Annotated in this window: 21 protein-coding genes and 1 tRNA gene; 4 read left to right on the plus strand and 18 right to left on the minus strand. The window is 44.6% G+C overall.

The genetic code is table 11. The features are described from left to right. Positions 1-86: 86 nt before the first annotated feature. The 3 genes from UWK_RS03340 to UWK_RS03350 all read right to left on the minus strand — a co-directional run bounded on the left by UWK_RS03340 (position 87) and on the right by UWK_RS03350 (position 2,051). Positions 87-296, minus strand: a complete 210-nt coding sequence (locus UWK_RS03340; protein ID WP_015402937.1) for a helix-turn-helix transcriptional regulator — start codon at positions 294-296, stop codon at positions 87-89. A 268-nt stretch (positions 297-564) separates the two neighbouring features. Next, entirely contained in the window at positions 565-1,773 is a 1,209-nt protein-coding gene (locus UWK_RS03345) for a tyrosine-type recombinase/integrase (RefSeq protein WP_015402938.1), read from the minus strand. Between the two features lie 191 nt (positions 1,774-1,964). Next, positions 1,965-2,051, minus strand: a tRNA-Leu gene (locus UWK_RS03350). Between the two features lie 391 nt (positions 2,052-2,442). Between UWK_RS03350 and UWK_RS03355 the strand changes: the two genes are divergently transcribed. After that, on the plus strand, positions 2,443-3,375 hold the full coding sequence (locus UWK_RS03355) for a tyrosine-type recombinase/integrase (protein ID WP_407637467.1): 933 nt from the start codon (positions 2,443-2,445) through the stop codon (positions 3,373-3,375). Between the two features lie 519 nt (positions 3,376-3,894). After that, positions 3,895-4,815: a hypothetical protein gene (locus UWK_RS03360; RefSeq protein ID WP_015402941.1), complete on the plus strand. Its 921-nt coding sequence runs from the start codon at positions 3,895-3,897 to the stop codon at positions 4,813-4,815. Here the strand turns inward: UWK_RS03360 and UWK_RS03365 are convergent. The 4 genes from UWK_RS03365 to UWK_RS03390 form a co-directional block, all read right to left on the minus strand. Next, positions 4,812-5,941 (minus strand): IS3 family transposase gene (locus UWK_RS03365; RefSeq protein ID WP_407637460.1). Its coding sequence is split into 2 segments (ribosomal slippage): positions 4,812-5,683 and positions 5,683-5,941, totalling 1,131 coding nucleotides; the frame shifts between segments, so codons are not numbered across the junction. The genes UWK_RS03360 and UWK_RS03365 overlap by 4 nt on opposite strands. Positions 5,942-7,206: 1,265 nt before the next feature. Further along, complete coding sequence (locus UWK_RS03380; RefSeq protein WP_015402942.1) at positions 7,207-7,824, minus strand: outer membrane beta-barrel protein; 618 nt, start codon at positions 7,822-7,824, stop codon at positions 7,207-7,209. Then, on the minus strand, positions 7,814-8,530 hold the full coding sequence (locus UWK_RS03385; RefSeq protein WP_015402943.1) for a hypothetical protein: 717 nt from the start codon (positions 8,528-8,530) through the stop codon (positions 7,814-7,816). Before UWK_RS03385 ends, UWK_RS03380 begins: the two co-directional genes overlap by 11 nt. A gap of 33 nt (positions 8,531-8,563) precedes the next feature. Further along, complete coding sequence (locus tag UWK_RS03390; protein ID WP_015402944.1) at positions 8,564-8,926, minus strand: hypothetical protein; 363 nt, start codon at positions 8,924-8,926, stop codon at positions 8,564-8,566. Positions 8,927-9,470: 544 nt separating this feature from the next. Here UWK_RS03390 and UWK_RS03395 point away from each other — a divergent pair. Then, positions 9,471-9,956 carry an antirestriction protein ArdA gene (locus UWK_RS03395; RefSeq protein WP_015402945.1) on the plus strand — a complete coding sequence of 162 codons (486 nt, stop codon included), beginning with the start codon at positions 9,471-9,473 and terminating at the stop codon, positions 9,954-9,956. Positions 9,957-10,138: 182 nt separating this feature from the next. Next, on the plus strand, positions 10,139-10,390 hold the full coding sequence (locus UWK_RS03400) for a hypothetical protein (protein WP_015402946.1): 252 nt from the start codon (positions 10,139-10,141) through the stop codon (positions 10,388-10,390). Between the two features lie 186 nt (positions 10,391-10,576). On the opposite strand, the gene pgsA is transcribed toward UWK_RS03400, so the two are convergent. The 11 genes from pgsA to argH form a co-directional block, all read right to left on the minus strand. Next, positions 10,577-11,137 carry a CDP-diacylglycerol--glycerol-3-phosphate 3-phosphatidyltransferase gene (gene pgsA, locus UWK_RS03405; protein ID WP_015402947.1) on the minus strand — a complete coding sequence of 187 codons (561 nt, stop codon included), beginning with the start codon at positions 11,135-11,137 and terminating at the stop codon, positions 10,577-10,579. Positions 11,138-11,159: 22 nt separating this feature from the next. Then, a complete protein-coding gene (locus tag UWK_RS18130; RefSeq protein WP_015402948.1) occupies positions 11,160-11,834 on the minus strand; it encodes a lytic transglycosylase domain-containing protein in 675 nt (224 codons plus the stop codon). 20 nt (positions 11,835-11,854) lie between these two features. After that, positions 11,855-12,499 carry a fructose-6-phosphate aldolase gene (gene fsa, locus UWK_RS03415; RefSeq protein ID WP_015402949.1) on the minus strand — a complete coding sequence of 215 codons (645 nt, stop codon included), beginning with the start codon at positions 12,497-12,499 and terminating at the stop codon, positions 11,855-11,857. Continuing rightward, positions 12,496-12,774: a hypothetical protein gene (locus UWK_RS03420; protein WP_015402950.1), complete on the minus strand. Its 279-nt coding sequence runs from the start codon at positions 12,772-12,774 to the stop codon at positions 12,496-12,498. The genes fsa and UWK_RS03420 overlap by 4 nt, the downstream gene beginning before the upstream one ends. A gap of 43 nt (positions 12,775-12,817) precedes the next feature. Continuing rightward, positions 12,818-13,351: a 2-amino-4-hydroxy-6-hydroxymethyldihydropteridine diphosphokinase gene (folK, locus tag UWK_RS03425; RefSeq protein ID WP_015402951.1), complete on the minus strand. Its 534-nt coding sequence runs from the start codon at positions 13,349-13,351 to the stop codon at positions 12,818-12,820. A gap of 2 nt (positions 13,352-13,353) precedes the next feature. Next, positions 13,354-14,163, minus strand: coding sequence for a 4-hydroxy-tetrahydrodipicolinate reductase (dapB, locus tag UWK_RS03430; RefSeq protein ID WP_015402952.1), 810 nt, complete (start codon positions 14,161-14,163; stop codon positions 13,354-13,356). Between the two features lie 24 nt (positions 14,164-14,187). Next, a complete protein-coding gene (gene dapA / locus UWK_RS03435) occupies positions 14,188-15,069 on the minus strand; it encodes a 4-hydroxy-tetrahydrodipicolinate synthase (RefSeq protein WP_015402953.1) in 882 nt (293 codons plus the stop codon). 109 nt (positions 15,070-15,178) lie between these two features. Continuing rightward, positions 15,179-16,021 carry a diaminopimelate epimerase gene (gene dapF, locus UWK_RS03440; RefSeq protein ID WP_015402954.1) on the minus strand — a complete coding sequence of 281 codons (843 nt, stop codon included), beginning with the start codon at positions 16,019-16,021 and terminating at the stop codon, positions 15,179-15,181. Position 16,022: 1 nt separating this feature from the next. Next, positions 16,023-17,294, minus strand: a complete 1,272-nt coding sequence (gene lysA, locus UWK_RS03445) for a diaminopimelate decarboxylase (protein WP_015402955.1) — start codon at positions 17,292-17,294, stop codon at positions 16,023-16,025. Between the two features lie 38 nt (positions 17,295-17,332). Next, entirely contained in the window at positions 17,333-18,388 is a 1,056-nt protein-coding gene (locus UWK_RS03450; protein WP_153304809.1) for a fibronectin type III domain-containing protein, read from the minus strand. Beyond that, entirely contained in the window at positions 18,388-19,785 is a 1,398-nt protein-coding gene (gene argH / locus UWK_RS03455; RefSeq protein ID WP_015402957.1) for an argininosuccinate lyase, read from the minus strand. The genes UWK_RS03450 and argH overlap by 1 nt, the downstream gene beginning before the upstream one ends. Positions 19,786-19,788: the final 3 nt, after the last annotated feature.

The raw sequence follows: 19,788 nt of genomic DNA on the forward strand, positions 1-19,788 counted from the left end.
ATAATGTATAAATTTACTAACTGGCTTAACCTTCTTTGCTAAGAAAGCATAGTAAGCTATCCATCCAATATTATAGGATTAGTTACCTATAAATTGGACTTAGGAAGTCCTTCAATCCAGGATTGAATATCTGATGACTTCCATGCTACTGATTTTGGCCCCAATTGTACTGGAGCAGGGAAGGTACCCATTTTAATTCGAGCGTAAATCGTTGATCTTTTTAGGCCAGTTACTGCTTCAACTTCCGGACGGCGCAATAACCTAATTTGGAGGGAGGGTTGGTAGGAATTTTCCATTTTAATTTCCTTGTTAATTGCCTAGGCCAAAAAAAAAGGACTCCAGGCTTTTAAATCGCCCGGAGTCCTCCAAGGAACCGTTTTTCAATGCTATCCGTAGTTGGTAAAGCTTCAAGCGCCTCGACTCAGCCGAGTCCAACTTGTTCTTCGCATGGCATATGTATGCCTTATTCTTATTAAGAAATTAATAATGCATACGCTAACTTAACTAATATATTATCAGAGTCTAATTGGGCTGTCAAGAGATCAACTTAGACGTTGCTAACCATTAACCTGGCTCGTTTTCCATTTTTTGTAATAAATCAGCCCACCACTGCATCAAATCTCGTCTCTGCTCAATATAATGGCTTCGATGATATGCAGCCCTGACTTTGTTACGCTGCTCATGTGCTAGCGCTTTTTCAATCACATCACCATCAAAACCAGACTCATTAGCTATAGTTGAAAACACGGCTCTAAACCCATGCACGGTTGACCGAGAGTGATACCCCATGCGGTACATTGCATAAAGCATAGTATTTTCTGAGAGAGGTTTATTGCTGTCCCTGATGCCTGGAAATATATACCCATCACGGCCATATAAATTCCCAACCCTTTCCAAAATTGCCCTGGCTTGATTTGATAATGGGACATTATGCGGGCTATTTACTTTCATTCGTTCTGCTGGAATACGCCACATTCTTTCCTCTATATCAATCTCATCCCACCTTGCAAATCTTGTTTCACCACTTCTAGCAGCTGTAAGTATCGTAAATTGTAGTGCAAGCTTAGTATTGATGTGTATATCTGCTGTTTGCATTTTCTTTAAAAACTCTGGCATTTCATCAATAGATAAGGCTGCTTGGTGTATTACTTTTCTTGTCTTTATAACGCCTTTCATATCTGCGGCTGGATTGTAAGTAGCTCTACCCGTTTGTATAGCATAACGGAAAACAGCACTCATCCTCTGCAACACCTTTCGAGCAATCTCAAGCGATCCTCTCTTCTCTATGCTTCTGAGAATTTTCAATACAGTTGGAGGCTGAATTGAATCCACTGGAAAATCCCCTACTACTGGAAATGCATCATGCTCTAAAGTTGCCCTCACTGCATTTGCGTGTTCAGATTTCCATTTACCTTTTTGATTATCTATCCATTCAAGAGCCACTGCCCTAAAACAATTTTCATCAACTGCTTTTAGTTCTAGTTCTCTATCTACAGTTTCCTGCTTTGCTTTTTTTCGTTCTTTTGCAGGGTTTTTACCAAGTTTTACCAACTCTCTTGCTTCAGCTCTTGCCTCTCTCGCCTCTTTAAGGCTCATTTTCGGGTACTCACCAAGAACAAAAGTTGATTCTCTGCCCAGTATCTTAAAGCGATATCTCCACGTTTTTCCACCAGATTTTGCAATATGAAACCAGAGACCATGCCCATCGGATATCTTGAAAGGAAGTTTTTCTGGTTTTAAGTTGCGTACTTGTATAGCTGTAAGCTTTGACATTGACGTCACCATGAAAAGTGGGTAAAAGAAAGGAGGGTATTCGGTTCCTCTGCTGCCATACCCACGGATATACCCACTTTTCACGACAGATGTCAACGGATAAATTTGGACTACCCTGGAAACAAAAAACCCGCAAACCATTTCTGGATGCGGGTTAAACGGAACGCTTAGGACGTTCTCGGAATATGTACTGGTGCCGGAGGTCGGAATCGAACCGACACGGGCCAAAGCCCGCTGGATTTTGAGTCCAGTGCGTCTACCAGTTTCACCACTCCGGCATAAATAGAATGGATGGGTGATTAATACTGTAAATGGTTCCGAACTGTCAAGAGATTTCAGGGCTGTCGCCCTTCAATAGGCCATCTACGATGTCCTGTACTGAAGCTTCAACATTAACTTGTATTGAAGAGAAACGAAAACTCGCCAGACACTGAAACTCACCAATATTAGCTCATTATTGTTCTAAAAGTCTACCAGAAGGCTACCAGAATGAGAGCTACAATCACAGCTAAAACACTACAATCATTGCAACCTAAGGACAAGCCATATTTCATCCGGTCTACTAATGGCTTCGCAGTAAAGATAAATCCAAAAGGAAGTATTAAGTACATTATAGAAACGAAACTCAATTGTCGTACAGTCCGTAGAACTATAGGGACTTATCCAGCCATGCCATTAAAAGATGCTAAGGAAGCTGGAGCCAAACTATTACAGGAGATCTTAATAGAACCAAATCAAAGAAAGACATCGACATCCCTTAGGATGTTGTTCGACAGTTACACTTCCACTCTGAACCTCAAGGAAACAACACTCAAGGATTATCAGACTGTTATTCCATACTACCTCTCAGACTGGATGAACAAGAAGGTCACCTCCATCTCCAAAAGTATGGTAGAGAAACGGTTCGTTACCATCAGAGATAAGGGATGGCAGGGAGGAATTCCAACACACAGTCAAGCGAACAAGGTCATGCGTATCCTCTCAGCACTAATGAACTACGCAATGGCTGACGATATCATCCAGCAGAATCCTGTGGATGTTCTTAAGCAGAAGAGAGTTGATAGGAGCACTATTAAGAGAAGTAGCTACCTGACAGCACCAGAGGCCAGAGAAGTAACTGAGAGCCTTTCAGATCATCCTGTGGAGCTTGCAATTGCCATGATGCTATACACTGGACTGAGGAAGAATGAGGCTCTCAGCATACGATGGGAGAATGTCACTAAGGATCTGATAACGATTAAGGATACCAAGAATCACAGGGAGCACCTGATCCCAATCACTGAGAGAATACAGAAGATCTTGGATAGAATACCAAGAAGCTCTTCACCATTCTTATTTCCATCCCCAGTTGACAAGCAAAAGAACATTAGAGACGTTAGACCAACACTGAAGAGGATTGAGAAGAATACAGGAATTAACTTTAAATGTCATGATCTCAGGCGTACCTTCGCCACTCGAGCGTCTGAGGTAGGAATAGATTTCCTCATGATCAAGAGGATGCTAAATCATAAGGTATCAGATATAACTGCTCAGTACATCCAGTGGAACAGCAAGGAGAATCTCCAGAAGATGAAGGAAGCTCTTGAACGTGTTGTGTACTAATCTGTCGCTCTATTGTTGTTATACCTATCTCACAAATCGTTGGCTAGGCTATGAACTGGTTAGAAAGTAAAGTCAAGGTTAGTCCCTTCCCGAAGGCTGAGGACATCGGGAAGGGACTTTATGAGAGCTTCTGGTTCCCTCAAGGTGAGGCTTTCGGTTTATCCTTAGAATCTTGTGGAAAGCTGAGAAATAAGGTAGTGAAGTGCTGCTACATTGTTATGCTGGAAGGAACAGAAGTCAGATGGTATACGATAGCTACCACTTCTTAAAGACAGCAGAACCCTAAGTTGCTTCTTAATATAGACGATGGACAGCTCCCAGGCGTACATAAGATGGAAGAATTCCTTGCGGCCTGTAGCAGTATCTTCAAGGATGCAAAGGAGAACCTGCGACCAATAGATACTATTAAACATGAGCTTCATATGCGAGGTTCTGGCTTCGCTTAAGCAGTATCAATCAAGATTAAAGTTCTCTAGAGAAGATTAGTATGGCAACAGTAGCAGCAGAGAAGGAAGCAAGATGATCACAATCGTAGATGCAGTAATGGGGACGGGCAAGAGCACTTGGGCAATCAATGAAGTGAACAATAATCCTGCGAAGAAGTATATTATACTAACTCCATATCTCGATGAAGTTGACAGATACAAAGCAGATACATCAAGACCTGATGTTGTAGCGCTGGATGACGATATTACTGACACGAAGACGGCTGGATTCAGAGACGCAATCAAACAAGGCAAGAGCGTTATAACTACACACAAGCTCTTCTCTCATCTATACCTAGAAGAATTCCCTCAGATCCAACAAGGTGAGTATGAACTAATTATTGATGAGACCATTACACTCGTAGAAGAAGAGGTAATCAATAAAGATGACTTCAATATGCTGTTGAGCACTAAGAAGATCTGGACAGAACCAACGAAGATTGATGGTATGTTTATCGTTCACCCTGAAGCTCATGGAGTTGATTACCATGGCAGTCACCGTGCCTTTATGGATGCAGCTAGGGGAGAGCACGTCTTCAGGATCAATAATACAACTGTTGTCTTCGTGGTGCCTCCTGAGAAGCTCACTGTCTTCAAGAATGTTCATATAATGACTTATTTCTTTGAAGGATCTGAAACTCACTGTTGGCTCCAATTACATAAGATTGACTTTAACCACAAGGAACTTGAGAGAGATAATGGAGGACACAAGCTACTTCCTCACAGTCTTAACTACTCAGGAGCTAAATACAAACCACTGATAACAATCTTTGATGATAAGAAGCTGAATGCAATTGGAGAGAAGGGGAGGAAACTGAAGGAACCATTAGCTCAAGGCTGGTTTAAACAGAAAGGGAAGGACAGGAAGAAGGAGATTAAGCAACTTAAGAAGAGGTGGCTCAGTTTGTTTGAACAGTATTCTGTCATTTTTAAGTGGAGCCTCTGCCTAAATTAAGCTGCCTTTTCAATTGGTGGCAACATTATGTTGTAGGCCTCATCTGGAGTTCTTTTTTCCAATCCGGAATGTGGTCTTGAGCGGTTATACCAATCAAAATACTGCATGATAGACCTTCGAGCCTCATTTACTGTATCATAAGCATGCAAATAAACACGTTCGTATTTCACTGATCTCCATAGTCTTTCAACGAATACATTGTCTCGCCAAGCCCCACGTCCATCCATGCTGATCTTGCAGCCCTTTTCGTGCACTACCTCAATAAACTCTTGTGCGGTAAACTGACTTCCCTGGTCGGTGTTGACAATCTCTGGGATGCCATGATGAACAAAGGCTTCTTTCAGCACATCAACTGCATGGCAGGCCTCGAGGGTAATAGAAAGTTTTGAGGCCAACACTTTCCGGCTTGCCCAGTCAACAACAGCCGTCAGATACACAAATCCTTTGGCCATGGGAATATAAGTCGTATCCAGAGCCCAGACCTGGTTGGACTGATCGATACTCTTTCCTCTCAATAGATACGGATAGATTTTGTGACCTGGATGTTTTTTACTCGTTCCCGGTTTCCTATATAACGCTTCAACTCCCATGCGTTTCATCAGGGTTCCAACATGTTTGCGCCCGACAGAAACACCATCTCGGTTCAGTTGATCACGGAGCATCCTTGCCCCCATAAACGGGTGCTCCAAATGGAGTTCATCAATTTTCCGCATCAGCACCAAGTCGTTTTCGTTAACTGGTTTGGGTTTGTAATACACGCTACCACGACTGATCTCAACGACTTGAGCTTGTCGTGTAATCGAAAGAGTATGGGCTGGATCTATCATCGCTTTACGCTCAGCAACCCCACTTTGGTGAGCGCACCTTCTAAAAAATCGTTTTCCAGCGTTAGCTGGCCTATTTTCGCATGTAGGGTCTTTATATCAACTGCTGGCTCTTTTGAAGTACCTTTGGCAAATACAGAGTCTGCCTCTTCTGTCAGTTGCCTTTTCCAAGCGGTGATCTGGTTGGGATGCACTTCAAACCGTTGCGCCAGTTCTGCTAGTGTCTTGTCTCCAGCCATCGCTGCAAGGGCCACTTTCGCCTTGAATGCGGCTGAGTGTTTTCTTCTCGTTCCTTTTGCCATTTTCTGCTCCTTGTTTAAATCTTTTCATGGGAATTATTGGTAGCAGATTTTCCACTTAACAGCTTGTTCAAATTTTCTGGACCACCTCTAGAATAACACTCTCAACTTCTTCATGACGAAGATGAAAACCAAACGCCCTGATATTCTATGGACTTGCCCCAAGGATTATCGAGATGATCTCAGCGACAGACGCTTTGATCCTGCCAAGACAGAGACATGGTTAGCCTTTAATTACAGAGCTACGAATAACTACGCTGATCGTCACTATCTTGCCTTCCTATTGAATGTATTCCCTAGAGTTTCTATCAGCAACTTCTTCAAGAGCCATGGAATCACCATGAACCAAGAGAGGATTGCTCTGTCAACTCTCGTACAATGGGTATGGAGATCTGCTATAAGAATGAAGGAGGAAATAACGATTTACTTACCTTCTGAGAGGATGAGAATGCTACTGCAAGGATGGCTTTAGAACAGAAGTTGTTCTAGAATTCGAAATAGTAGCTATAAATACAATTACTTACGAACTACTCCCCTAAACAACAAGGGGTGTAATGGTGAAAGAAAGTTATCCTTCTAGATATAATCTTTAGTGATCATTAAGGATAGATCCTAAAGAGATACTTAATAAGTACCTTCTGTGCACAACTCAATGATACCATATATAGAGTATGACTTAAGAGCCAGAGAACTCTTCAGCACTATACAGAGTATGACTCAAGAGCCAGAGAACTCTTTAGCACTATATAGAGTATGACTCAGGATCCAGAGTACAGCTCAAATGTATAACTCAATACTCCCCTTAAGGTCGCTGGAATCAAAAGTAATTAAGGATATATAATGATAGTGTAAGGTATATATCATTACTAGTCCCTTTTGGTATGTAGCTATTCCCACTAGATTCACAGAGGAGTTAACGACTTAAACTTCTCTAGAGAACTATACTCCAGCTTACCTTCAGCTCTCCATTGAGTACTACCATTACATGCCTTCAACTTGCTCGTCTGGATCTAGGCCATGTCAATCAGTGCCTTGTGGCTTATGCATTACCTTCTCCATTATTATTCTTCTCTAGAGAACATCACTAGAACTTCTCAAGTACCTCAGCTCTCTCTTTATTATATTCTTCTAAGAGGATTTAAGAGTTAATATTTACTCAGGCTCCAAGCCACATTCTATAGAGCAACGGCCCATTAATTTTGGCAGCCCCCGTTATTGAGACTGCCAGGCTGTATCAACCTTTGAGTAGTAGAGGGGGCTACTGTTAATTAAAAAGACACAAAGATTCCAGCAGAGAACAGATCCACATCTGACTCCCCAGTTGTACTATCATCACCAACAGTATACCAATCCCACCCAGCCCTAACTCCAAAGTTATCAGTGAAAGAGTAACGAGCCCCAAGGCCCAGCGCAAGGCCAAATCCATCATCGTCAATAGAGACTGCGTAACCACCACCGGATGCTGAGGATTCCACACTCCAGTAAAGGAATCCAAGCTTACTGAACAGAGCAAAGCTATCACCAATTGGCCAAGAAGCGGTCGCCACAGCCCCCATTCCACTAGCTGAAGCATTAGCACTAACTGATAAGAACTGTGGATACACAGACACCAAGGAGCTTCCAGTAAACTCTCCCAGATCTGTATAGAATGCCTCTACCCCCCAAACAGGAGTGAATTGATATCCACCATACACTTTAAAGCCCGTGTCGCTATCGTCACAGGTCAACAAGCCATCACAAACGTCACGGCCATAGGAAGTACCTGCGCTAATACCCATGTAGAATGCATCTGTACCTTTCACCGATGGGGCTTCTTCTAATGCCACCGCAAGAGTAGATACTGATAATAGTGTTGTAGCTATGGTAATAATAGTTTTAGTTTTCATTCTTCTCCTTCTCCTGGTTATCTTCCAACTGGGTCACTGAACCCTGTGTCTCTGATTTCAGTTGAGCCCCTTCAATTTCTACAATGACAATATCTAAACCTTCACCATACTTATTATTAATTACTCTGGCAATTCCATCAGCATCATACGATACATCCATTGAAACCGTGCCAACATTCTCATTAAAGCTCTCTGAGTACTTGGGACTGGACACTAGGCCCGAAAGAGGGCCAAGCAACACTGCAGCCGTTGCTGGATCCATTCCAGATGATTCGTCCCCCATTATCTCTTGTCCTATATTCCAATTGACTACAATGTCACCAAGATAGTTCGTCTTCTTAGGGTGAACATTGAAGGCATAGCTTAACGCAAGGTTCTGAAGCGGTAGTGTGGGGTAACCCTCATAATAATTGATACCCGTTAGAACTTGCCTACCCTGATCGAAGTCAAATGCAAACAAACGCCCCGGTAATGTCTTAATGGGAGTACCAACAGAACTTTCATTAAAGAATAGTGCACATTGGTTTGTAACGTCTTTACCATTGATTTGAACACTGATTGTCCCTGCCACTAGACCCTGTTGGTCATTCAGGGCAGACAGGGACTCAACATTACCCTTCGCACCACACCCACCTAAAGTCAGTGACACCAACAATGTCAATATCACAGACAGAATCGGATATGTTAATTGTCTACGACGTACCATAATCATCTCTCTTGTATTCAGTTTATCTTTGTATCAATCATACCGTACTGGTTGTGGAGGCAAGTCAGATGTATCGCAATCAATCTCCTTGGCAAGAGCAAGTAACCTGATATTCCGATCTAATAGTGCATTCCCCTCAATCCCATCTGCATTTTTAAAGTCCGCCAATCCAGGCCAAACTAAAGCACCCACGATAACATCCTGAACATCATCACCATTATTCTTATCAATCTTAGCTGTAGCGACTTCTGTGTTTGACTTATACGCAACTGTTATCTCTTGGCAGACGAGATTAAGATCATTCGCTTGCTTCATCATTACGGGGTTAGGATCTCTAGTGTTAGCGCATCCTGTAAATAGAAATAACAAGAGAACAACACCAATAAAGTTCTTCATTTTACAATCTCCTTTCAGTGAAACATCTTGACCTTCCCATACTATATTGAGACACTTGCTTGCCGCAATGTCACATAAGTACCAACGCTTCTACTTTGCATGCCTGAGCGTGTCAACACCAAACATATGTTCAGTATTGACACTCGTTCCCACTTGCGCCCAGAGATACCGATACCACAGACTTTATAAATAAATATAGCTACATATTTAATTCCTAAAATTATCTTGGATACCATTCCGCCCACCATCTGAGATACTCTTCATTGCTATCAAAGCTCAAGGCAACAATTAGCTTCTTATCCTTAACTATAGGTCTTGCTTATCCACACATGAGCACTCTGAGGTAGATTCCAGCTTCTTACCACCAGTTGACTTTATATATTATTCATAAGGAAGAGAGTGACTACCCTCCACTGGCGGGGGAGCCCAAAGCTAGAGCGACGACCTCCTACCCCTTCAGATTACTCCCCCCACCCTTGTCTTAAATTCGAGAGATTAAGGTAAAGAGTTAAGGAACCTAATCATAATACTAAGGAGGTTAATAATGGAGATCTACGTAACTAATCTAAGTCAATACAACGCTGGGAAGCTTGTCGGGGAATGGCTGGAACTACCTTGTAGTGAGGAAGAGCTACAGGATGCTTTAAGCAGAGTTCTAGACCCTGATAAGGAATACTTTATAACGGATACAGAAGGCCTTCCCTTCACTGTTAATGAGTATGATAATATCTACAGAGTGAATGAGAAGCTAGAACAATACGTGGCTCTGGAAGCAACAGAGGCGCTCTGTGTAACCTTCTTGCTCTCGGAGGGTTACGACTGGAATTACTCAATAGAACACCATGAAGATGTGATTGTCTACGCTGAGCAGAACCTTGAGGATGTAGCTTACTCTTTGGTTGAAGATGGGTGCTTTGGAGCTATAGGAACTTCTCTAGAGAACTATATTGATTACTCAGCAATAGCAAGAGACCTTAGCTATGATGGTTACAGAGAGAGAGAAGAAGGAGTCTTCTATTATGTTGGGTAGATTAACAGTGCTGAGGAAGGTCTGCCGAGGCCATAGGAGCTACTTTGAATGCAGGTGTATCTGTGGTACTATTAAGGAGATACGAGCCGATAACATCCTCTCAGGCCTCACACAGAGCTGTGGGTGCTTAAGCAGGGAGAAGGCATCTGAGAGACTCAGAAGATTACATGGAGGACAATAAGATGTGTCTTGAGTTTAATGAGGAGAACAGGGAAGAAGAAGATGATGAGATGTACGAAGTGGGAGCTTATAAGAGTTATACGACTGTCAGGAATTCAATGAAGCCATGGGGAACTAAGAATGCCATTGTCTACAATGATGTCATGGAGGAACTCAACTATAGTGACAATGACGGACGTTTGTATACTCTCAAGTTGTTCACACACCATCCACTAGACGACAGGATAGTTTTGGGATCATCAGATCCGCTTTAAAGCTACTAACAGTCTACCAGAGAAACAACAACAGAGAGTAACTATCCGAATAATAAGAATTAATATAGGTGAACAGTAAGTATTTTGAGTCCAGTGCGTCTACCAGTTTCACCACTCCGGCATAAATAGAATGGATGGGTGATTAATACTGTAAATGGTTCCGAACTGTCAAGAAAAATGGCGTATTCAGGAAGCTTCCACGAAAATATTACGAAGAGTATACGTATAATTAACTGCTGACCAGACACTCAAAACCACTGAGATATACAGCAGCACCATTCCAGATTCATACTGAAATGGAATGGGGAGAAGATTCAATGGAAAAAGCAGCAAACCAACACCATAATACTGAAAATTACTTTTAATTTTGCCGAGATTGTCGGCAGCCACAACTATCCCTCTGGATGCCGCAAGACCACGAATTCCCGTTATAAAAATCTCACGACCGATTATAATCAGGCAGACCCAGGCCGGTACACGACCGAGGGGAATAAGCATAATAAGAGCCGCCGTTACCAGAAGTTTATCGGCAAGCGGATCCATAAGTTTTCCAAGAATTGATTCTGAATGATACTTTCTTGCGAGATAGCCATCGAGCCAATCAGTAAAAGCGGCGAGTGCGAAAACTGACCAGGCAAGAAAGGCAATGAAAACAGTCTGCTCCAGTGTCATGAGAAACACCAGCAGAGGGATCATCAGAAATCGCATCCCGGTTAGAATATTTGGCCAGGTCATAAGTTGCTTCATTGGATGCCTTCACACATTTCGATTATTTCTCATTGAGTGCGGCAATCCTGATTCGAGACTGCTGGATATTGCCCCTATAGCCTTTATAATGGCCCATAACTTTTTGAACATAACGAACAGTTTCTGGAATTTTCGGGATTCGCTGGAGGCGTTTCACCAATGTCGGTCCGGCATTATAAGCAGCCAGACTCAGTGGTACATTACCATCAAAGAGATCTAACATATCCCTTAGATAACGGGTACCACCGTCGATGTTTTCGTGTGGATTAAATGGGTTGCGAACATTAAGCCCCCTTGCCGTCTCTGGCATCAACTGCATTAATCCCTGAGCACCTGATTTGGACAGGGCGTAGCAATCAAAATCTGATTCAGTTTTAATAACCGCCTTTATCAGATAGGGATCAACATTATACTGACGACTGGATCGTCTGATATGATAATCATATGAAGAGGCATCATGCCTTGTCTGCCTCGGCCGAAAAACTGGCTGAAGTGACGCGGTTACGACTCCAGGCCTTCTGCTTATCCCGACCCGTTTACTTAAAGGGCGGCAGTTAACAGAACTGTTCATATTGGTATACTGCTTTTTCCCGGCAGCATCCACACAAACATACATCTCCGCTTCCGCCTCAGACTGCAACAGAAACAGCAGAAAAAATCCTGCAAACAGAGTTAGAAGAGTAACCGTTTTTCCCATATGATTTTTTCCTGCTACTTCTATTTCTTTCTGTTTTCCCAATCAGATAAAAACTGTTCAATCCCTATGTCGGTGAGCGGATGCTTAGCAAGCTGTTCTATCACTTTCAACGGAATAGTCGCAATATCAGCTCCGATGGCGGCAGATTCCATAACGTGCTGCGGACTACGAACGCTTGCCACTATCACCTCTGTCTGAAATCCATAAATACGGAAAATCGACATAATTTCACTTACCAGATCCATTCCCGGAGTACCTATATCATCCAGACGGCCAACAAAGGGAGAGACATAGGTTGCCCCGGCTTTTGCAGCAAGCAGCGCCTGGGCAGCTGAGAATATCAGAGTGACATTGGTTTTAATACCAAGAGCAGTGAGTTGCTTAACAGCCTTAATGCCCTCCATGATCATGGGAATTTTAATCACAATATTATCACTCATGGCAGCAAGTACTTTTGCCTCCTCAATCATCCCCTCTGCTTCAAGACTCACAACTTCAGCACTGATGGGACCATCAACAACGGCCACGATGTCTCTAAGGATCTCCTCAAAAGGCTTATTCTCTTTGGCAATCAGTGATGGATTGGTGGTCACTCCATCAACCATGCCCATGGCAATACCTTTCTTGATCTGTTCGAGATTGGCGGTATCTATAAAAAATTTCATTTCTTTTCTCCTTCTTGACTGACAAATAAATTGCAGCACTCTTCACTGCAGAAATACAGGATTTCACCTCTTGTCTGAGAATTGAGTCGAACAGCCTGCTCCCTGGGAACCAGTTTGTGACAGACCGGATCTTCAACCAGCACATCGGCAATCGGCCCGTCATCCTGTTTGTGAATTTCTTCCTTTGTATCCCTTTTTTTCTTCCAGTCACTGGCCAGCAACCGATATCCAAGGTACAGAAGAAGGGCTATGATAATTAGTTTTATCGGACCCATGTCAATAGTATAGTATCATTTTCTCTAAAAAGTCGATGGCAAATCATGCCCAGGTATCACGCTTGATGTCTTGAACGGCTACTATTCCTGCGTCCATCTGTTGCAGAAGCTTTTGATGCATCGCCACTGCTGTCAGTCCATTAGCTGGGTCAATGTGCTCCGGATCAATCTCTACAAGAGGCTCCAGCACAAAGAGTCTTTCCCCAATATGAGGATGCGGCAACACAAGCTTACTGGATGTCAGGACACACCCATCAAAGTAAAGAATATCCAGGTCAAGCAGACGATCCTCATACCCTTTCCCAACCATTTTTCTGCTACGGCCAAATTCTTTCTCCACCTGCTGCAACACCACAAGCAGAGATTCGGGGGGAAGAGTTGTCTCCAGAATCCCGACTGCATTCAGAAAAAGATTACTGCTGTCCATCCCCACGGGTTCAGTAATATAAGGGCTGGAAAGACAGATGGAATCAAGCGCCTCCTCATTGCCCAGTCGTCGCCAGGCTTTCTGCAAGATTTGTTTACTCTCGCCAAGGTTTGAGCCAAGCGCCACCCAGACCCGACTTCTACCACTCAAGCCTATAGATCCTGTAATCCCAGGACATCAAACATGGTGTAAAGGCCCGGTTTCTTGTCGGCAATCCAGGCAGCAGCTTTTGCTGCGCCCTGAGCAAAATTATCACGACTGTGGGCACGATGAGTGATTTCAATCCGTTCCCCGGGGCCACAAAAATAAATAGTGTGCTCCCCAACGATATCGCCGCCGCGAACGGTCTGAACACCAATCTCTTCCACGCTGCGTTCACCAATTATGCCATTTCGTTCGTAGACTCCGACTTCAGCAAGGTTTCTCTTCACCCCGGAGGCCGCCATCTCAGCAAGTTTCAGAGCAGTACCCGAGGGTGCATCTTTTTTCTTGTTGTGATGGAGTTCCACAATCTCTATATTGTAATCATCCCCGAGGATAGAAGCGGTTTTAGCTGCGAGTTTAAAAAGGACATTGACACCTACTGCCATATTGGGCGCCTGGACACAGGGAAAATCAGTGGAAAGCTGTTTCAACTCTTCAAGATTCTCTGCACTGAGGCCCGTGGTACCAATAACCATGGCAGTCTTATGTGCTGCTGCTATTTTTGCAAAACCCATTGTGGCTTTGTGAAAAGTGAAGTCGATAATCACGTCACCCTTATCGATTACAGCTTCCAGTCCTTCCTCAATGGTCACACCAGCACTGCCCCAGCCACCCATTTCACCGGGATCACGCCCTATAGCCGAACTTCCTGTTGCCTCAAATGCAGCAGCATAATGAAGTTCAGGGTGCTGCGAAACCATATATCCAATACGCTGCCCCATTCTTCCGGCAGCGCCTGCAATAATTACATTTATCATCTGTTTCTTCCTTAAGCTGTTTTCCTACAGAAGACCTGCATCTTTCATAGCTCCTTTCAGAGTTTGCAGAGCCTTGTCATCAATCTCGGTCAATGGCAGTCGTGGTAAACCATTTTTGATTTTACCCATGAGTTCCACGCCTTTTTTTGCGGGAACCGGATTTGGGGCCGCAAACATCGATGTCATCAGGGGGAAGAGACTGTAGTGAATCTCATTTGCCTTTTTGATATCACCGGAAAGTGCAGCTTCCATCAGATCTGCCATACCACGAGGATGCACATTCGATGTAACTGAGATAACACCTTTACCCCCTATAAAAACTGTTGGCATTGAGGTGAAATCATCCCCTGAGAGGACGATGAAATCGTCTGGACACTGACGAATTATCTCACTTATCTGCTGCAACGATGCAGAGGCTTCCTTGATACCGATGATATTTTCAAGTTCAGCCAGACGTGCGACAGTCTCAGGCAGCATATTGGTAACGGTTCGGCTCGGAACATTATACAGGATAACTGGGATATCAACAGCTTCTGCAATTGCCTTAAAGTGTTGATACAGGCCTTCCTGACTTGGCTTATTGTAATAAGGGACCACGGAAAGAGTGGCATCCGCCCCGCTGGCCTTTGCACTTTTCGCAAGATCAATGGATTCGGCGGTTGAGTTGGCGCCCGTTCCGGCAATTACTGGAACACGTCCGGCAACAGTTTTTACTGTAAGCTCAATAATCCGTTTATGCTCATCAAAGCTCACAGTTGCTGATTCACCCGTCGTTCCACAGGGGACGATTCCGTGAGTGCCATTTTCAATCTGAAAATTAATCAGATCAACCAGCCCCTGCTCGTCAATTTTATTATTAATAAAAGGGGTAACAATTGCAACGATTGCGCCATGATATTTTTCCATGATTCTATTCTCCTTCTCTTCCTTCTCTATTAGGCTGAAGACCGAAGGTTACAGGCTGAAGTAAAAGAATAAATACCCTCTCCCTCTTCCTCTTTCCCTTCTGCCTCGTTCATTCCAGTGATTCGGCCGTTAGCTGGCCGATGTAGATAATTCGTGCCGGTCCCTGCAGATATACATTCTCTGCAGTACCATCCTGATTCAGATCAAAGACTATGGTCAATTTTTCTCCACCCGAGGTGATAACAGTCACCGGCGAGACCACAAGTCCCCTGTTCGCCGCAAATATTGCGGAAGCAACAGCCCCTGTCCCGCAGGCCATGGTTTCATCCTCCACGCCCCGCTCATATGTGCGAACCCGGACAGTGCCATCATTCAGAGATTGAACAAAGTTGACATTCGTCCCAGCGGGAGCAAACTGCTCATGGAATCGAATTGCATGACCCCATTTTTTCACAGCAATTTCCGCGCCCTCATCTTTAAAAATAACCGCATGGGGAACTCCGGAGTTCATAAAAGAAATCTCCGTCGCCTCTCCGTCAAGCTCTGCTTCAAGACCACTTCGATAATCAAAGGGTGCCGTCATCAACAGGCTTACATCTCCGCTATCATTTAAAACCTCGGCCTCAATAATTCCCGCCAGGGTCTCAAAAGACATTTTCCTTTCTGCAATCCCTCTGGCAAATGCAAAGCGGGCTGCACATCGGGCACCGTTTCCACACATTTCAGCTATGGAGCCATCTCCATTGTAAAACCGCCAGCTAAAATCCGCCTTCTCTGAACCTTCAATAAAAATAACTCCATCTGCACCAACGGAAAACATCCGACGGCAGACACGGCGTACGAAATCGGACTGTTTATCTTCCGGTACCAAAAGTCTGCGATGGTCAATGACTATAAAATCATTGCCAGTACCGCTCATTTTGGCAAAGGGTACAGGAAATTCGATATCCATACTATTTCTCCACAAATTCAGGAATACTTTCACCCTGAATCAATGATTCCATACTTTCGCGCTCGCGTATAATTCTAAACTGATCTCCGGAAACCATCACTTCTGCAACACGAGGCCTGGAATTATAATTAGATGCCATGGTAAAACCATAGGCACCAGCGCTGAAAACCGCCAGCAGGTCGCCCTGCTCGACATGTGGTAACCTGATATCCTTTCCAAGAAAATCACCAGTCTCACAGATAGGACCAACGACATCAGCAACCTGAACGAGATCGACATCTTCCTTAACTGGTTCAATACGATGATACGCACCATACAGGCTGGGACGGGTGAGATCGTTCATCCCGGCATCGACCACCACGAAATGCTTCTCTTCTGCACCACCTCTGTTGCTTTTGGTGTACTGAACTTCAGTAACCAGAATCCCGGCATTCCCGACAATAACCCGACCCGGCTCAAGTATCAGAGTGGCCGATAAACCATCCAGCTCTTCCTTGATGGCACTTGCGTACTCTTTAGGATGGGGTGGTTCTTCATCATCATAAGTGATGCCCACCCCGCCACCAAGATCGATGTACTGTATAGTAATTTCATTTTCAGCCAGGCGTCCGACAAAGGCTTTAAGCTTTCGCAGAGTTTCAACAAAAGGTGATATAAGGGTCAACTGAGAACCAATGTGACAGCTCACGCCCTTCACCTCAATATGTTCCATTGCCTCAGCTTGCAGATACAGATCAAGTGCCTCATGAATGGGAATACCGAACTTGTTCTTAGCCAGACCCGTGGAAATGTACGCATGGGTTTTGGGATCAACATCAGGATTCACCCGAAAGGAGACGGGAGCCTTCACGCCCATATCTGCAGCCACTGTGTTTAGACGATGCAGCTCCTGTTCTGATTCAACATTAAAAAAGAGGATATTGGATTGCAGACCGTAACGCAGTTCGCTTTCAGTCTTCCCTACACCCGAATAGATTATCTTCCCAGGATCGATACCAGCCTGCAGAGCACGAAACAACTCTCCACCGGAAACAATATCCGCACCACCGCCAAGGCCTCCAAAAAGCGACAAAATGGCAATATTCGAACAACTCTTCACCGCAAAACAGGTAATATGGTCTATCCCTTCAAATCCTGAGTCAAAGGCCTGAAAATGCCGGGTCAGAGTCGCTTTTGAGTAGAGATAGAAAGGCGTCCCTACTTCTTTTGCAATATCGCTGACAGCAAGATCTTCACAGAAGAGCTCACCGTTTTTATATTCAAAATGATTCATGGTTCTTTGTAAGACTATCTCGTGATAACTGAAAAATATTAATGACGTATGCTGGCCTCACGAGATTGTTCACTCTCGTTTGGAGTTTCCGCCTTGTCGTAAGCGGTGACAGAATAAAAGTAATTTCCATCAGCGGCTACATTCACGTCCTCAAAAATGGAGTAGACACCACTCACATCACCAATCACCCTGGCTGTTTTTTCATCCGCACTGCGTCGATATACCTTATATCCCTTCACATCTGCATCCTGGGACTTGTCCCAGAAAATCTTAATACCACCACCGGTCTGCACTGCCGTTATTCCGGTGGGAGCCGCGGGGGGAGTCTGATCTATGGCAGTAGCTGCCACTGACCCTGAAAGACCTCCACTTACGGCAACTCCATCAACCATAAGGAGCGACTGAACCTTATAATAAAAGGTTTCCCCATTTTTCAGTGATTTATCAACAAACCGAGTAGCTTTTACAGGTTCACCAATGCTTTCAAAGCCTGCATTATCCCTGCTACGCTGCACCTGATAGAGCAGCGGATAACTGACCTTCTCTTCATCCATAAGCTGCGTCACGGTCTGCCAGCTGACAACAACACTGGAATCAACCCCTTTTGCCGTCACACCTTCCGGAGCTTTGGCTGGAATATGCCACACAAAAGAGACGATATTAGAGTCTGGACTCGCCGCCCACCAACTTGTTCTGGCATTGACCTTGAAAAAGTATTTATGTCCAGAACGCAGCAGTGAAGTCTCATATGTACCCTGCCGTGTTTTTTCCGGATCAACCACCCCACCCGGAACCTGTATGGCTTCATTAAAGGGAATCGGGCATGTGGGACAATAATCTTTCAGTGGAACAACTGCCCTGTACACATCGAAGGTAGCAATGTCGGTAAGGTCAGTCCCTCTAATCGTCTCCTTAGGAAAGCTCCAGTTCAGGATTACCCCTTTTTCACTCACTGAATACCGTAAATCTTCAATGGCCTTGGGAACAATGGAATCAGGAGGAACGGGTTCAGTCTTATACCCACAACCGCCTGCCAGAAACAGTGTTCCAGTAAGAAGAATTGCCCCTGCAAACTGTGCTTTTCTCAACATCATTACTCTCCAATTCCCATTTGTTTTTCAGCAGCTTGCACTGCTTCTTCAACCCGCAGTGTTGCGGTTCCTCCGGTCGAGACTCTGGAGTTCACAGAACCTTCAACACTCAACACATCAAAAACATCCTCATCAATGACAGGAGAAAAGTCCCGCATCTCCGAGAGAGTCAAATCGGTCAATTCACAGCCCTTTTCTATACAGGTGGCTACTGCCCGCCCCACGATGCCGTGTGCCTCACGAAAGGGCACATCATGGAGGACAAGATAATCGGCGAGATCCGTGGCCGTCATAAATCCCGTCCGGGTTGCCTCCCGCATGCGCCTGGTATTGAACTCCAGGTTCCCGAGCATTTCAGCCATAATGGCAAGTGAGGCAGATACGGTATCCACCGCATCAAAAACAGGTTCTTTGTCCTCCTGAAGATCCCGGTTATACGTCAACGGCAAACCTTTCATCAGGGTAATAAGGGACATAAGACTGCCCACCACTCTGCCGGACTTACCACGGATCAGTTCAGGGATATCTGGATTCTTTTTCTGTGGCATAATGGAAGAGCCGGTGCAGAACTTATCTGCAATACTGACAAAAGAAAATTCCTGGCTAGACCAGAGCACCAACTCTTCTGAGAGTCGTGAGAGGTGAAGCTGGATCATGGTACAACAGGAGACAAATTCAATGGCAAAATCACGATCCCCGGAAGTGTCCATGGAATTGGCCGTCACCCTGTCAAAACCAAGGAGCCCGGCAACCATTTCCCTGTCAATGGGGAGACCTGTTCCAGCCATGGCCGCCGCGCCAAGGGGCAGAACATTAATCCGCTTCCTGCAATCTGCAATGCGCTCACTATCACGGCCGAACATTTCATAATAGGCCATCATGTGATGGGCAATCAGTACCGGTTGTGCCCGTTGCATATGGGTATAGCCAGGCATCACCTGTCCCATGTATCTCCTGGCAAGCCCCACAAATGCTCTGCGTATATTCTCAAGCAGTACAACAAAACGGTCACACTGATCACGAAGATAAAGACGAAGATCGAGTGCTATCTGATCATTGCGGCTCCGGGCACTGTGCAGTTTGGCTCCGGCCGGACCAATTGCATCGATAAGCGCCTTTTCAATATTCATATGAATATCTTCAAGCTCACTCTTGAAGGAAAATTCCCCATTATCAATAGCTGTTTCAATATCGGACAGGCCATCGATGATAGCGCTCAACTCTTCTGCCGTGAGCAGGTCATTGGCTGCCAGCATGGTAGCATGGGCTTTGCTGCCCATAATATCATACGAATACAGACGCCTGTCGTAGCTGATCGATTCGGTAAAGGCTTCCACCGAGGCCGCGGTAGCCCCTTCAAACCGTCCGCCCCAGAGCTTTTGAGATGTATTTTTTTTCACGTT

Source organism: Desulfocapsa sulfexigens DSM 10523, assembly GCF_000341395.1.
GTDB lineage: Bacteria > Desulfobacterota > Desulfobulbia > Desulfobulbales > Desulfocapsaceae > Desulfocapsa > Desulfocapsa sulfexigens.

Coding starts and splice junctions, on each gene's coding strand:
- UWK_RS03340 (WP_015402937.1), bottom strand. CDS start 296: ATGGAAAATTCCTACCAACCCTCCCTCCAAATTAGGTTATTGCGCCGT.
- UWK_RS03345 (WP_015402938.1), bottom strand. CDS start 1,773: ATGTCAAAGCTTACAGCTATACAAGTACGCAACTTAAAACCAGAAAAA.
- UWK_RS03355 (WP_407637467.1), top strand. CDS start 2,443: ATGCCATTAAAAGATGCTAAGGAAGCTGGAGCCAAACTATTACAGGAG.
- UWK_RS03360 (WP_015402941.1), top strand. CDS start 3,895: ATGATCACAATCGTAGATGCAGTAATGGGGACGGGCAAGAGCACTTGG.
- UWK_RS03380 (WP_015402942.1), bottom strand. CDS start 7,824: ATGAAAACTAAAACTATTATTACCATAGCTACAACACTATTATCAGTA.
- UWK_RS03385 (WP_015402943.1), bottom strand. CDS start 8,530: ATGGTACGTCGTAGACAATTAACATATCCGATTCTGTCTGTGATATTG.
- UWK_RS03390 (WP_015402944.1), bottom strand. CDS start 8,926: ATGAAGAACTTTATTGGTGTTGTTCTCTTGTTATTTCTATTTACAGGA.
- UWK_RS03395 (WP_015402945.1), top strand. CDS start 9,471: ATGGAGATCTACGTAACTAATCTAAGTCAATACAACGCTGGGAAGCTT.
- UWK_RS03400 (WP_015402946.1), top strand. CDS start 10,139: ATGTGTCTTGAGTTTAATGAGGAGAACAGGGAAGAAGAAGATGATGAG.
- pgsA (WP_015402947.1), bottom strand. CDS start 11,137: ATGAAGCAACTTATGACCTGGCCAAATATTCTAACCGGGATGCGATTT.
- UWK_RS18130 (WP_015402948.1), bottom strand. CDS start 11,834: ATGGGAAAAACGGTTACTCTTCTAACTCTGTTTGCAGGATTTTTTCTG.
- fsa (WP_015402949.1), bottom strand. CDS start 12,499: ATGAAATTTTTTATAGATACCGCCAATCTCGAACAGATCAAGAAAGGT.
- UWK_RS03420 (WP_015402950.1), bottom strand. CDS start 12,774: ATGGGTCCGATAAAACTAATTATCATAGCCCTTCTTCTGTACCTTGGA.
- dapB (WP_015402952.1), bottom strand. CDS start 14,163: ATGATAAATGTAATTATTGCAGGCGCTGCCGGAAGAATGGGGCAGCGT.
- dapA (WP_015402953.1), bottom strand. CDS start 15,069: ATGGAAAAATATCATGGCGCAATCGTTGCAATTGTTACCCCTTTTATT.
- dapF (WP_015402954.1), bottom strand. CDS start 16,021: ATGGATATCGAATTTCCTGTACCCTTTGCCAAAATGAGCGGTACTGGC.
- lysA (WP_015402955.1), bottom strand. CDS start 17,294: ATGAATCATTTTGAATATAAAAACGGTGAGCTCTTCTGTGAAGATCTT.
- UWK_RS03450 (WP_153304809.1), bottom strand. CDS start 18,388: ATGATGTTGAGAAAAGCACAGTTTGCAGGGGCAATTCTTCTTACTGGA.